This is a genomic window from Butyrivibrio sp. VCD2006 (genome assembly GCF_000423925.1).
Classification (GTDB): Bacteria; Bacillota; Clostridia; order Lachnospirales; family Lachnospiraceae; genus Butyrivibrio.
The window spans coordinates 16,947-31,733 of sequence record NZ_AUIX01000051.1 but is presented as its reverse complement, the minus strand read 5'-3'; the positions used below and the strand labels follow the sequence as shown (position 1 = coordinate 31,733).

General features: G+C 42.0%; 12 protein-coding genes and 1 pseudogene. 3 read left to right on the top strand and 10 right to left on the bottom strand.

Annotation, left to right across the window (positions count from 1 at the left end; translation table 11 throughout):
* Positions 1-309: 309 nt before the first annotated feature.
* From G586_RS0116080 to amrA, 4 genes are all read right to left on the bottom strand, one after another.
* Positions 310-1,233 carry a hypothetical protein gene (locus tag G586_RS0116080; protein WP_026528544.1) on the bottom strand — a complete coding sequence of 308 codons (924 nt, stop codon included), beginning with the start codon at positions 1,231-1,233 and terminating at the stop codon, positions 310-312.
* Complete coding sequence (locus G586_RS0116075; protein ID WP_026528543.1) at positions 1,208-2,110, bottom strand: ABC transporter ATP-binding protein; 903 nt, start codon at positions 2,108-2,110, stop codon at positions 1,208-1,210. Before G586_RS0116075 ends, G586_RS0116080 begins: the two co-directional genes overlap by 26 nt.
* Positions 2,107-2,493, bottom strand: coding sequence for a GntR family transcriptional regulator (locus tag G586_RS0116070; protein ID WP_242832042.1), 387 nt, complete (start codon positions 2,491-2,493; stop codon positions 2,107-2,109). The genes G586_RS0116075 and G586_RS0116070 overlap by 4 nt, the downstream gene beginning before the upstream one ends.
* 846 nt (positions 2,494-3,339) lie before the next feature.
* Entirely contained in the window at positions 3,340-4,905 is a 1,566-nt protein-coding gene (gene amrA / locus G586_RS0116065) for an AmmeMemoRadiSam system protein A (RefSeq protein ID WP_026528541.1), read from the bottom strand.
* An 88-nt stretch (positions 4,906-4,993) separates the two neighbouring features.
* Here amrA and G586_RS25755 point away from each other — a divergent pair, with 88 nt between their 5' ends.
* The 3 genes and pseudogenes from G586_RS25755 to G586_RS27555 all read left to right on the top strand — a co-directional run bounded on the left by G586_RS25755 (position 4,994) and on the right by G586_RS27555 (position 7,051).
* Positions 4,994-5,716, top strand: coding sequence for a DUF4234 domain-containing protein (locus tag G586_RS25755; RefSeq protein ID WP_081674425.1), 723 nt, complete (start codon positions 4,994-4,996; stop codon positions 5,714-5,716).
* Between the two features lie 48 nt (positions 5,717-5,764).
* A pseudogene (locus G586_RS27560) lies at positions 5,765-6,265 on the top strand (macro domain-containing protein); the annotation flags it as partial.
* Positions 6,266-6,544: 279 nt separating this feature from the next.
* Positions 6,545-7,051, top strand: a complete 507-nt coding sequence (locus G586_RS27555; protein ID WP_242832043.1) for an NADAR family protein — start codon at positions 6,545-6,547, stop codon at positions 7,049-7,051.
* Positions 7,052-7,167: 116 nt separating this feature from the next.
* Here the strand turns inward: G586_RS27555 and G586_RS0116050 are convergent, their stop codons facing one another.
* From G586_RS0116050 to G586_RS25165, 6 genes are all read right to left on the bottom strand, one after another.
* Positions 7,168-7,605, bottom strand: coding sequence for a hypothetical protein (locus tag G586_RS0116050; RefSeq protein WP_026528539.1), 438 nt, complete (start codon positions 7,603-7,605; stop codon positions 7,168-7,170).
* A gap of 247 nt (positions 7,606-7,852) precedes the next feature.
* Positions 7,853-9,352, bottom strand: coding sequence for a 4-alpha-glucanotransferase (gene malQ, locus G586_RS23485; RefSeq protein WP_035773458.1), 1,500 nt, complete (start codon positions 9,350-9,352; stop codon positions 7,853-7,855).
* Positions 9,353-9,400: 48 nt separating this feature from the next.
* Positions 9,401-11,050, bottom strand: coding sequence for an aminoacyl-histidine dipeptidase (locus G586_RS0116040; RefSeq protein ID WP_026528538.1), 1,650 nt, complete (start codon positions 11,048-11,050; stop codon positions 9,401-9,403).
* Between the two features lie 211 nt (positions 11,051-11,261).
* Positions 11,262-12,632, bottom strand: coding sequence for a methyl-accepting chemotaxis protein (locus tag G586_RS0116035; RefSeq protein ID WP_196811624.1), 1,371 nt, complete (start codon positions 12,630-12,632; stop codon positions 11,262-11,264).
* A gap of 278 nt (positions 12,633-12,910) precedes the next feature.
* On the bottom strand, positions 12,911-13,552 hold the full coding sequence (locus G586_RS23480; protein ID WP_051204856.1) for a sortase: 642 nt from the start codon (positions 13,550-13,552) through the stop codon (positions 12,911-12,913).
* 49 nt (positions 13,553-13,601) lie between these two features.
* Positions 13,602-14,786, bottom strand: a complete 1,185-nt coding sequence (locus G586_RS25165) for a Cna B-type domain-containing protein (RefSeq protein ID WP_026528536.1) — start codon at positions 14,784-14,786, stop codon at positions 13,602-13,604.
* Position 14,787: the final 1 nt, after the last annotated feature.

Here is a 14,787-nt window from a genome sequence, read left to right as displayed (position 1 = left end):
GTGAAATCCAAGTTTGCGATTTCTTGTGAAATCCTTACCCGGATTGACTGCATACAATTTGGGGTCATCTGCGATTTCGCTAATGGTAGCAAGTAACAGTGCCTTAACTGCGTCAGAATGTTTCATATAAGTGCCTCCTTGTAGTGAAAGTAACGTTTATGCCTTCACTACAAGGGCCGCACTCGTTACCTCTAAACAGCATCAGTAACGAGTGCGGCCGCGCATTTTGAACGGCTTGTCAACTATTTTTCATAATAATTTTTGTTAGGGGTAAGAAAAAAGCAGATCTTCGTTATTTACGAAAATCTGCTAAAGTAAATGACATTGGATCATGATAGCAACCTTCAGAACAGGCTTTGTAATTTCAAATGCCATAGCTTTTCCTGCAGCTTCTGCAGGCCTTTTATTTATAAGAATGCGGCTTAGTACAAAGCACAAAGCGGTGACCACAACAGTGAGAATAAGAGTTGTAAGTGCCTTACCCGCGTAAAGTCTTAATGCCGCATCTTTTCCGGCCAGTATTTCATTTGTCAGGTTATACATAAGGCCAATCGGTGAATAAAAGTATTTAGCTCCAAATGATGAATCGCTATAGTAGCTTGAAAAGAATATGGACATCATCGATTCTTTAAGTCCACCGGCTATCGGTCCTAAGAAGAAAAACACTCCGCATCCAAGCGCTGCAACAACCACGTGGCCTGTGAGTACTGCTGCCAGAACACAAACCTCATAGCAAAGTAAAAACTCAAGGATTACCAAAAGTGCTGAAGCAGCAAATAACGGAAGGTTCCTTACTTCAACATATCCTCTTGTAAGTCCCATTATCACGGTAATGATATGACAAATGATATAAGGAATAACAAATATCAGAATTCCTATAATATTGAATGCATCGAATATCTTCTGTCTCTTTACCGGTAGTGAATAGTAAAGATCTGTCTGTTTTGAATCAAACAGATAAAAGTACCCCTGCATCGCAATGACGAATGCCATTCCCACAACAATAATAAGCACCGGAACATTCAGCAATCCTGCAACACTTCGGAAGAAAGCAATTCTTATTTCGCCTATTGTTGTGCGCTGATCAAGCAGTCTGTCAGCATAGTGTCCCATAATAAGTACTGCATAAACTATCTGAGCAAAGAAATTAGCAGCGATTGAAAGTGCTATAGGCCAGAGTCTTCGTTTTGTATTTTCCTTAAGCAAATTAGCAAATAATCTTTTTGATGTCATATCCCTGTACCCCCGTTTCGCTAATAAAGATTTCTTCAAGAGACAGCGGCAATATCTCCATAAAAATCGGAGCCTCCGCTCTTAAAGCATCATTTATTTCATCCTCCTGACCTCTTATAGTCATGGTAACGAGTTTTCCTCTCTCCTCCGTAGTAAGTATGCAAAGCTTCTCTTCTATTCTCTTTCGGCTCACATCATCTCTGAAAACGCACTGAAGCTTATGAACATCAGCCTTGGCATCATCAAGATTCTTTGACAGAAGAATTCCTCCCTTGTGAAGAAGTCCCACTGTATCACAGATATCCTCAAGCTCTCGTAAATTGTGTGATGCAATTATAGGTGTGAATTTTCTTGATGCCATATCCCCTATGAAAAGGCTCTTAACCGCCTGTCTCATAACAGGATCAAGACCATCAAAGGTCTCATCGCAGTACAGATATCTGGTATTTGCTGCAATACCCAGAATAATTGATAACTGTTTTTTCATACCTTTTGAAAATGTTTTGATTTTTCTGTTTTTATCAAGTCCGAAGTTCCCCATGAGTATGTCGAATCTGTCTATTCTGTAGTCGGGATAGATTCTGCTATAGAATGTAGCCATCTCCTTCGGCGTCGTATTCGGGAAGAATGCTGTATCATCTGAAATGTAAAACAGCTCGTTCTTCACCTCCGGATTCTCATACACCGGTCTTCCATCTATCGCTATTGAACCGGTATCCGGCTTTAATATTCCCGCTGCCATTCTAAGGAATGTACTCTTGCCGGCTCCGTTTGTTCCCACAAGTCCAAAGACCTGTCCGTCTTCGATGGTAAGATCTATACCGGCAATTGCCTGTATATCATCAAATCTTTTTGATAAATTACTTACCTGAATCATACCTTTCCTCCTGTGTTACCCCTTATTGCCTTTTCATGAACCCTGTCTACAATCTCTTTTTCTGTCATTCCAATCTTCAAGGCCTTATCAACGACTGCGTCCAGTTCGTTAAATACCTCAAGCTTTTTGGCAGGAAGCACCTCGTCTACCGGAGCGGCAAACCGCCCCCTTCCTGTCACGGAATAACACAATCCCCTCTGTTCAAGAGCATCGTATGCCTTTTGAATCGTATTTGGATTGATGGATAGGTCCATTGCAAGTGAACGCACCGAAGGAAGAGACTCGTCTGAACTTATGACACCACATAGTATGAGCTCTTCAAGCTTCCCTGAAATCTGCTCATACAGAGGTCTTTTATCTCTGTAATCAATCTCTATCAGCATATTGTCCTCCTGTTTATAGTGTACTATATCATCTAGTACACTTAGGATAGTACGCCATACAGTTACATTTGTCAACGGGTGCGATGCAAAATTGGTCTTTTAATATTTGAGAACATATAGGAGCAGATAAAAATATGCAGCAATTGATGGTATAGATTATATGCAGTCGCTGGATTCACCTTAATTCTCTTCTGATTAGTCAGTTATTCTTAAAATGCGCGGCCGCATTTGTTGTGTTCTGTACTTAATGCGGCCGCAAATGATGATCTCAACCTATTGCGGCCGCCTAATCCTCCTGAATTTTCTTGTAATTGGACAATAATTCTTAAAAAAAGCAGCCGCAACTGATGGTTCACACCTATTGCGGCCGCTTAATCCTCCTGAATTTTCTTGTAATTAGACAATAATTCTTAAAAAAAGCAGCCGCAAATTTTGATTCACGCCTATTGCGGCCGCTCAATCCTCCTGAATTTTCTTGTAATTAGACAATAATTCTTAAAAAAGCAGCCACAAATTTTGATTCACGCCTATTGCGGCCGCTTAATTCACCGAAATTTTCTTATGATAGTCAGCTATTCATTAAAAGAGCGGCCGCAACAGGTGTTTTTCACTTGATGCGGCCGCGAATAGAGTCGTTCCCTACTGCATATATTATTGAATTCCTATATATTTTAGGTTTTCCATATATCTCATAAAGATTCCCTAGATATCTCTTTTTTTGTCTTCTTAGATATCTCTTTTTGTCTTCTTAGATATCTCTTTTTGTCTTCTAAGATATCTCTTTTTGTCTTCTTAGATATCTCTTTTTGTCTTCTTAGATATCTCTTTAAATTTCTTATTTTTCTCTTATATATGCCTTACAACTTCAAATCTCTCAAGGCTTATCTCTTCTCCCTTGGGAATTCCGGCTTTCTGGCAAGCTATATTTATCTGCTGAATAACGCTGTCCACGCCATCAAGGTTAGGAAGAAGCAAACCTTTCTTGAAACCATTTCTTACAATTACGCCATAGCGCTTAACATCAAGCTGATCAGGTGATGAGATTGGTTCAGGCTCGTCAAGAACATCAACGCTTATCTCAAGCCATGGAAGCTCATCCGGTGTTATCATAGGGAATCTCGGATCATTTGTCCCTGCGCTTATGGCATTCTGCAGAATCTCCTCTGCAACGCAGTCACAGGTAGGCGAAATAGTTCCAATGCATCCACGGAGGGCTCCGTTCTTATGTATTGAGACAAACGCTCCTGCCTTCTGTGAAAAAAGTTCCTCAGGAAGTTTCCCCAAGTCAAAGCCCGATTCATCAGTATCCAGACCATTTCCCACATCACTAGCAGTGCTATTTTCAAAATCAGTATCTAAACTCTTTTTTGCAGAAACGCCCGGCTTTCCACCTGTAATATCCTTAACATGCAGTGTCTTACCTGCATTCACGTAGCTTTCAAGTGAGTACCTCGCGATTTTCACATAAGGATCCTCATCCTTCTGGCGCTTTCTGAGTTCTTCAAGCTTCTCTTTTCTCCATATATCAAGGAAATGCCTGCTATCATCAGGTCCGCCAACCTCAAATCGGCAAATGCCGTATCCTACTCCAAAGGTGGCAGCATGAACAAGTGCCTCTGCCTTTACTGATAATCCGTCAAGAGCACCGGCCATCATAACAAAGGATCTATGTCCGCACTCAGCAGCCTTTTCACAAAAACTATCTTCAAATTCAAAGAGTCGTTTAAAATCGCCTCTTCCGCATACCTCCATTATCCGTTCATCATACTGAGGTCCCTCGGGAGCGAAACCGTAAGGGCCTTCTTCCTTCATCTTGTGGGAAAGATCTCCGCTCGCAACATAGACAATACGTCTTCCGGTATTATTGACAGCCTTCTGTATTATCTGTCCCATCTGATAATGAAGCGCAAGAGGAAGCCCGGAAAGGCCTATTCTCACAAGCTTAAAATCAGTATATTTTTTACAGATATAATAAAGCGGAATTATTGTTCCATGATCAAGTCTGGGATCACGCTCACCCATAGTACCTGCCGGAAACTCGTGAAGGGCAAGCCCCTTTTGCCCGTCTTTAGAATCATCCTTTTCAGATGCATCAGCGCCGCCCATCTCAGCTATCCTGCAGATTTCATCCACAAGCTCAGTATCATACTCTGCATCAAAACTGACTTCCTCAGCGTTGAATTTTCCCATGTCACCATATGCAGTTTTTCCCGGAGAAATGTGGAAATAGTCCGCGTACATGATACTGTGCGGACTTGAGATAACTATAGTATCAGGCTTAAGCGATGCGATCTCATCTGCAACCTGTTCGTAAGCAGCAGTAACCTCTGCTATTTTCTTCTCCTCGCCATTACCCACCTCCGGCAGCATAATAGGCGGATGAGGTACCATGAAAGCTCCCAAAATCGGCATAATTTTTTCCCCCTTTTGGAATAATTATACACTATATTGTGATATAATAATCAGGTAATTCAAATCGGAATTTTTAGGAGGAGACGAAATGTTTTGTACAAATTGCGGGGCAGAAAATCCCGACAACGCTAAATTTTGTACCAATTGCGGCGCAAAGCTAGAGGTGTCGGATCAGAGCGTAAATACAGGTGCTGGCCCTTTGCCGGATATGAATACAGGTTTTGCACCTCAGCAGGACGTGAACGCAGGCTTCACACCTCAGCAGGATGGAAACGCAGGCTTTACACCTCAGCAGGATGTTAACACAGGCTTCACAGGAGGCGACCAGCCTTTAGGATTTGACCCTCAGAATAATGGTTATAATCAGGGCGGTTATGGATATCAGGGAGCACCTAATGGCTACGGCTATCAGGGCGACCCTAATAATTACGGATATCAGCAGGTTCCCTATTACGGACCTGCAACAGGAATTACAGGAAGAAATATCATTCTTTCCATTTTATTCTCTTTTCTTACTTTTGGTGTCTACTACATCTACTGGTTTATTGTTCTTACGGATGAGGTCAACCAGCTCAGCAACCGTAACAACGATACATCAGGTGCTTTGGCATTTATTCTGAATATAGTTACATGTCATATTTACGGATGGTACTGGGCATACAAACTTGGCGAGAAGACTGATTACCTTAAGAATATGCCAAGCGGCGGTTCTTCAGTCCTCTTCTTGATTCTTCAGTTATTTAATTTTGGTTTTGTCAACCTTGCTATTGCACAGGATGCAGTTAACAAGGCTGTCGGTTATCAGGGTTAATTCTTTAAAAAAGCAATAATAATCATACCGGACTTAAAGGGGGACATCATGATTCGCGTGATTCAGGGTGATATTACAAAAGTTACAGGTTTTGACGCAATAATTAATCCGGCTAACAACTCTCTTCTGGGAGGCGGTGGTCTCGATGGAATCATACATAGAGCTGCCGGACCTCAGCTGAAGACTGAGTGCCGCACACTAAATGGCTGTGAAACCGGTGACTCCAAGCTCACACTTGGTTACAATCTTCCATGTGACTATATCATCCACTCTGTAGGTCCTGTATGGATGGGCGGTATGGCAGGTGAGGAAGAACTTCTCACCTCCTGCTATCTCAGCGCCCTTAAAATCGCTGCCGAAAAAGGCATCAAGAAAATCGCTTTCCCTTCCATTTCAACAGGTGAATACGGCTATCCTTTAGATAAGGCTTCAAAGGTTGCACTTTCTACAATAACCACGTTTTTGAACGATCATCCGGATAGCTTTGATGATATATGCTTTGTAGTTCAGGATAGGCTGAGCTTCGATGCATATTCTGCTGCCATAAAGGATGCTGCTCCGGCGAAACCCGAAACCAAGAAGAAGACTACGAAAAAAACGAAAGCCGATTTCTCTGAATCCGAAGCAGAAAGTCCTTCCGAGACAGATGAGGAACCTGAAGTATCTGAAAAAAAGCCCAAGAAAAAGAGCAAAGCTGCGGAAGCACCAGAACTGCCAAAGCCCGTAATTCCGCCCACCTTTTCACATGCACCATACAACAAGTATCACATCGACTGGCTTATTGAAGAGGTTGCAAATGATAAACCTCACACATATGTGTGCTTCTGGATGGCAGAGAAAAACAGCGAATACTGTCAGCTTTCACTATGGTTTAAGGGTGATCCGATTTTCATAAACGGAAGACGCTACACCACTGCTTCGCAGTATATTATGTCAGAAAAGGCTCTCCTGTTCGGAGATGTTGATACCTACAAAAAAATAATGAATGAGGAAGACCCTGCCCTTTGCGAAAAGCTCGGAATGCAGGTTAAGAACTTTGACGAAGTTATTTGGAAAAAATGTTGCCGGGAGATTATTTTCAATGCAAATGTCGGCAAATTCCTGTCTGACAAGAATTTCTCCGATGCACTTAAATCCACCGGCGATTCAGTAATAGTCGAAGCCAGCCCAACAGATGATATCTATGGAGCCGGCCTCGCTAAAGATGATATTATTTCACAGGACGGTACTCTTATTACTCCGCCTCAGAACTGGCACGTTGAAGGCTCTGATTTCCAGGCCAGGAACGAACTTGGTTTTGTCCTGATGGCTGTACGAGATTATTTTAAGCAGTAACCAATGTCCTCATATTTATTTTGTTATTCCTAAAGACCATCTCTGATGGTCTTTTTATTTATTAGAAATTCCTTTGGATTTCTTTAAATAAAGCGCTCTTCTGTGGATACGCGTCATTACTTTCCGATTCCTTCAAGGCCGTCCTTCATGGCCTTTGCAACTTTGTCGTCCATTTCGGAGCTTATCTCGGCTGTGAGCATATCCATTATCCTGCTGCTCCCCTTTGAAAAAGTCAGCGCCGAGTGGGAATCCCTGCCAGACTTCTTATCGTCATTCCTATGATTTATCTCATAGCTCTGTCTCATGGTATCATCAAGAACTCTCATAGCCTGCATCGAATCATAGACGTCTGAAAACTCTTTTCCAAAACTCTTCTTCGCCTTGTCTGCTTTTGAAAAATTGCTTGATATAGCTTCTACAGCATCCTTCCGGTTTCCTTTTCCAAGAGAATAAATACCGTCAGAGTATAAAGACGATCCCTTTGTTGACAGTCCCGCCTTTTCAAGATATAGATCCGTCATTCTGTTTATGGAAGATGATAGATCGTAACTCATAACGCTCTCCTAACCCTTCTGCTTACTCTGACTCATAAATTCTTGAATTTCATTTCCAATAATCTATACTCTCTTATAGCATATATCGGCTCATGTAGCTTAAACCATTATCTTCACACTACATTTTTATTTACCCCAAATTAGGAGGGATTCCATTTATACTGATAAGAAAGTCGAAGGAATTTTTATACAGAAAAAAATGCCTCCCGGACTAAATCCAAAAGGCATTTATGCACTAGTATCTCATTTATTCATCTTTCTCCTGCGGAATTCTGCTGTAGGTTTCCGCCAAAAGTCTTATGCTGTTAGCAAGGTCATTTGAAAGATAATTGGGCGTAAGTCTCCACATCCAGTTTCCGTCTGCGGTTCCGGGCGTATTTATTCTCGCTTCCTTCCCCTTGCACAGATAATCCACAAGCGGAACTATGCAAAGATTAGCAACAGACCTATAGGCTTCTCTTATGATATCCCAGACAAATGCGCCATAATCAGTATTCATGGAATTTACATATCGCCTTGTAAAATCGCGCTCGCCTTCATTTATCTCCTGAACCCAGGCAAAGGTAGGCGTATTATCATGGGTTCCGGTATAAACTACACAGTTTGGTATATGCCTGTGATTAACATATATACTGTCCCAACTGGTAAAGCCATACTGCAGCACCTTCATGCCGGGAAATCCCGAATCCTCAAGGAGCTTTATATTTTCCTCTGTAGTGGTTCCAAGATCCTCAGCTATCATATGAAGCTTACCGAGCTTCTTCTCAAGCGCTTTGAAAAGATCCATGCCGGGGCCTTTCATCTGCTTGCCACCTGTCGCATCCTCATCTCCATAGGGTATCTCATAATACTCAGCAAAGCCGTGGAAATGATCGATCCTTATGACATCAAACCACTCGTAGTTGCGCTCTATTCTCTGTAACCACCAGGAATATCCGTCTTTTTTAAGTGCAGTCCAGTCATAAACAGGATTCCCCCAAAGCTGACCCTTTGCTGAAAATGCATCAGGCGGACAGCCTGCAACAGCCTTTGGAACAAGATCCTTGTCCATCTGGAATACCTCAGGATGAGACCAGCTGTCAGCACTATCCATGGCAACATAAAACGGAAGGTCACCTATTATCTTTACCTTGTGCTCCAGAGCATATTCATGAAGCTTTTTCCACTGCTCATCAAATTTGAACTGTTCAAAGCTGATGAATTCAATCTCATCCTTGAAAGTCTTTCGCGCCTTCTCGAGAGCTTTTTCATCTCTTTTTCTTAAGTCATCAGGCCACTCAAGCCACGATTTTCCATCCTGAGAAGCCTTTATGGCAACATATAAGGCATAGTCCTCAAGCCAGTATTTATGAGCCTTTTTGTACTCTTTGAATTCCTTAAGCTCACCCTTTTCAATAAAATTCTCATAAGCCTTTCGCAATATTACAGGGCGATTCTCATATAATTTTCCGTAATCCACTTTTTCAGGATCAGTCCCAAAATCGACGTTTACATCCTCATATGATAAAATACCTTCCTCAATCAATGTCTCAAGGCAAATATAGTATGGGTTACCTGCAAAGGCTGAGATTGGCTGATATGGTGAGTTGCCAAAGCCCGTAGGTCCTATAGGAAGTATCTGCCAGAAGCCCTGATAGGACTTTTCAAGAAAATCCACGAAGTCATAGGCTTCCTTCGAAAAACAACCAATACCATACTTAGAAGCCAGTGAAAACACCGGCATAAGAATTCCGCTTTCTCTGCTCATGATTAACTCCCTCACAAAACTCTTCACTAAATCAAACCAGTCAAATCATCAAAGTTCCTTAAGCACAGCGCACAGATACTCCCAGGTTCTCTTGGTGGAAGCAACGCTCAGCTTCTCCGAGGTCGAGTGAATATCCTGCATATCAGGTCCGATCGATACACAGTCAAGCCCTTCAATTTTCTCTGAAAACAGGCCACACTCCAGACCTGCATGAATGGCCTGAATATTCATATCCTTTTTATAAAGCTTCTTAAATACCTCTGCCATCTTATCACGAAGCTCTGATTTCTCACGATAAGCCCATCCGGGATATTCACCGGAGAGTTCATGAAGTCCATTAAAGCTCTCCATGATTATCTCCAGCTTGCGAATGAGTGCTGCCTTTGCAGGTGCCACAGAACTTCTCACGGAATAATCAAGTAGGAACGCTTCATCAACGGTTCCGGCCTGACTTGCAGCGCCTTCTCCTTCAATAGCTCCCATCTTGTTGTTAACAATCTTAAGAATTCCAAGGTTAAGAGATGTCTCTACCAGACCCTCAATAGATGCGCTCATTGCCTGAACTCCGTTTGGCATGGAGCATATACATCTTGCCAGCTCAATAACCTCTTCACACGGAATAACTCCGGAAATAACCTCTCTCTTTTCCTTAGTCTCTGTAAAGGCATCGACACTGGAATCAAGGTTTACTGAAGCCATGTTTGATACATCGGTTTTTTCAGGCGGAAGGCTTGTTTCATGAACCTCCGTAACAACAATTGAAAGATCGGGGTCGCGGCTTCCAAGTTCTTGCTTTAATTCCTCTTCCACCTTATATGCAATTGACGTAAGCTTGCCATAAAGTGAGAAGAAGGAAACATCAGGGCCTGTAATGTTGCCGTGGGTCTGAGAAGCAAGTCCCATAAGAAGAAGCTCAGCTTCACAATCTGAGGCAATTGCGTTATCCGCTACTCCGCCATTTAAGCTGATAAGTCCAATCTCAAGAGCATCTGTAATTTCAAGAAGAAGTCTGCCCATGATAACATTGGCATTGCCTCTGCCCTTTACGATCATCTCACCGGAATGTCCGCCTTTTAATCCTTTTACATGAATCTTAACCTTAATACCGCTTTTATTCTCTCTGGTGATAGGGAGAAAACCGTGGAATCTGGCACCGCCGGCACAGCTTACGATCATGACTCCCTCTTCTTCATTATCTATATTGATAAGTCTCTTACCCTCGATGTCATTGCACTTAAGAGCCATAGCTCCGTCCATGCCGACTTCCTCGTTGGTTGTGATGATCACCTCAAGTGGCGGATGGGGAATCTTATCACTGTCAAGAATTGCAAGACAATATGCAACAGCTATTCCGTCATCTCCTCCAAGACTTGTTCCGTTTGCCCAAACAAACTCGCCGTCTGTTGTGACGTCAAGTCCGTCCTTTTCCATATTGATCTTGGCTTCCTTCTCCTTAACGGCAACCATATCCATATGTCCCTGAAGAATAACAGGCTCGTGGTTCTCATAGCCCTTGGTTCCGGGCTTTTTGATAACTACATTAAGTTCCTTATCCTGTCTGACATAGAGATTTCTCTCCTTGGCAAACTTAACCAAAAAATTACTAATCTTCTTCACATTGTGGGAGCCGTGAGGAATGTTGCAGATCTCCTCAAACCATTTAAAAACCTCAATAGGTTGAATCTTTTCTAATGCCATCTTTATCCTCCATTTATCAGTTATTACTATACTTATCCATTTTACCACAATTACTTAATGTAATCACAATCATGAAAAAGATAAAAATCTTTCAAAAGGCCTATGCCTTAAGGATTCTCTACTTACGTGGAAAAACCCGTTCCCACAAGAATGGAAGCGGGTTTTTATATTTCGTTGCCGGCAGACTTTGCTGCCTCTTAGTTCGATATGACTAATTTGTCTGCATATCCTTTAGCTTGTTAGCCTGCTGGAAGATTTCAAGAAGTATAGCTTTGAAATCTTCAAACTGACTTACAGCCTGACTTGCTGATTTTGCTCCATCACCGGACAGAGCTGCTACCTCCTGGCTGGTGGCCGAAAGATTTGAAATGCCATCATTTATCTCGGTAGTAGATGCCGCGATAGTCTGCATACCACGTTCGATATCAACAAATCTGTCTAACATATCTGTTACGTTAACATTGATACTGTCAAAGTTGTTGCCAACAGTCTCAATCATGTCATTTTGCTCGGCCACGGAAGCAACGGTGTCATCAATACTTGCCATAGCCTTTTGAACATCCTCGGTAAGCTCATTGATGATCCTTGTAATTTCAGTAGAAGCGTTATTTGTTTCACCTGCCAGATTTCTTACATCATTAGCAACAACCGCAAATCCCTTACCGGCTTCACCCGCTCTTGCAGCCTCGATGCTGGCATTAAGTGCAAGAAGGTTGGTCTGCTTCGAAATTGACATAATAGCACCAACTATCTTCTGAACCTCTTCTACCTTATTGATAACCGCCTGAGTAGCCTCAACTGTTATCTGGCTGGTAGACGCAACATCTCTTGACTTATCCTTTAGTTCTCCAATAACCTTAACACCCTCACGAACAGTATCCTGCGTCTGCTGAGAAGCCTTCGACATCTCCTGAGTGTGCTCTTCAGTTGTCTGTGTCTCCTGCTGTATCTGCTGAACCTTATCTGCCTGATGTGCAACCGCATTTGCTGTGCTTTCCATACTTGTTGCAATATCCTGCATTCCCGTATGCTGAGTCTCAATTATCTGCTGAAGGCCTGCAAGGTTTTCCTGCGAGTTGTTAAAAAGATCTGTTATCGTGTTTGCGATTTCTGCCATCTTGTTTCCGTTTTCCAGTGTTCTCTCAGCAGCATGGCTTATCGCATCATTGTTTTCATCGTTAAATTTTGTAAGAAGTCCTACAACACTAAGACTGGTAATAAACGCAAGCGCCAGTGTTATAAAAGCAGGCAGGTATTGAATATCCAATGATCCGGTAGTAACCGCTCCTTTTATTACGGTAATTGCAAATGATATACATATAGCCAGGATTCCAATTCTGCTAAGCCTGATGTTCAGATATACTATGCTGCATATGAGGATTGGAAGTCCGAAAGCAAAATAGACAATATCATTCTCTGCAATCAGCAAAACAAAGTAAAATATAGTAGATCCTCCCATAATAAGAATTGATCCCATTTTTACTTCAGAAAACTTAAAATTCCCTGCGCACAGCATTGCTATGCCAACAATAGCACTAAGGATAATAAAAACATGTCCTATTCTAAGTCCGATTCGTGCCATGCTGATAAAAGTCATCAGTATTCCGCTGCAAATAATAATTATACATACTATAAAACTTACTCTATTGGCGAGTCTATACTGTTGTGGTTTCATAACACTATCCTTTCTGCACTCTGGTAGCTTTACAGAGTGCGCCTAACCCGGAATTCGATAAATAGATTCGCGATTTACCAATTTGATTCTATCATGCCACACATGAAAATACTCTGAAAATCAATTAAAATAATGATAAAAAAACGATAAAAACCTGCTTCCCGGAACGGGAAACAGGTTTTATCTTACTCAGCTGAAACAGCTTCTTCAATTTCTTTTGTTATAGACTCCGCGGATCCGGGAGCTTCCATTTTTACAAAGTCACATCTGACAGTCACACGGCTGGCACCACCTATGGTACAGGTAAATACGGTAAAATCCCATGTGCCTTCGTCCATCTTATCAACTTCATAGGTTCCTATGTCTTCAATATAGGTAACCTCGTAGTGATACTGTCTGCCATCTACATCCGTAACTATTATCTCATCGCCAACGAGCAGATTCTTAAGATTACCAAAATGTCTCTGATAATTGTGACCTGCTACGATAAGGTTATTCTCATATACCGAACCCTTATATCTGCAGGGCGCGGTCTTTGCGTTCTGAGATGACCATACTGTCTGAATCGGAAGTCTGATATCTATTGCAGGGATCTCAATTATCCCGACAAATGACTGTCCATTTACATCGACAGATTTCATGGCTCCTCTGGGATTTTTCTCTATAGGAGCATTGGTAACCTGCGCTTCCACTTCTTCAAGAAGTCCCGCAGCACTTACTCCTGCTTCCAAATCCTCACTCTGATTATGTACTACGATATTCGCAGCAATCCCAAAGCACAGGATTCCCAGAAGAATCATTATTCTACCTTTTGTTATTATTTTCATGTTAAGCCCACCTTTTGAAACTTAAAGTAAGCCCCCAATCAATCCCCAATTATTTTCTGCGCTTCTCGCTCCTAAATCCAAGGAATATCAAAACAATTCCAAGAATTGCAAGAATCGGAATCGGCCACCAAAGCTGACCTGTCTGCGGAAGTCTCCTTGCACCTAATACTTCAGGAAGCTCTCCGATAAAATCTCTTATTGCTCCAAGAACATCAGGATATTCTTCGTTAGACTCCGGTTCAGGAGACGGATTATCAGGATTTTTAGGTGATTCCGGATTTTTAGGCTTCTTCGGTTTCTTCGGTTTATCCGGAGGTGTCTCCGGTGTCTCAGGATTTCTGGTATTTACAATTACGAATGAGTTCGCATTTCTTGAAACGCTAGGGGTATACAGATTTGAATTCAATACTTCCTCAACGCTGAAATTATGTCCCCTCTCGTATCTCCAGCTATACTGCCAGTTATTGTCGCCTGAAAGCTGTACTGTTTCCAAAAGTGTTCCGTCACAGAATATGTTAACAGATATAGATGTAGGTCTGTCACTTGCTCCCTCATCAACCCACTGCTTATAAACATTGAATTCCTCAGGATCACCTTCAAGTCTTATAGCCTCTCTCTTGGGAATAGCTATAACATCATATATCGCGTTACTCCATGTTCCATCCCATGCATTGCCCTCATTTACATCAAGGTTATTGGGTCCTGGAACTACTGAAAGAAAATCCCAATACTTATATTCAATCTCATCTATAACTATCTTATCACTGATTCCAAGATATAAGCCCTTATCAACAGTGCCTAATCTTGCAAATCCATCAGCCTCTGAAATTGCAGAATAGCTTGGCAGAACATTGTTTTCTACAATACATTTGGAAGCCTCGGTAATTATCTTGTTCCATTTTTCCTGATCAGCAATTGAATATACGTCTGTAACTTCAAGACCAAGACTGTCAAAGGGAGCCACCAATGAAAACTGGCCCGTCTCTGATATCGATGCAAGCTTGTACGCATTAACTTTAACTCCGGGCATCTGACCATATCCGGGAATATCTCCGGTAGCCTCGAAGTTATAATATACTGACAGCGTTGCATCTCTGCTCAAGTCAATAGTGCCGAGTCCATTATTACTCGCATCACTTGCGTGTGCCACTGCCCCTGGGAGCAGGAGCATCGCTGACATGCTAAGCGTCGCAGCTCCTATTATCAGTTTTTTCACCTTTTCAAACATCTTCATA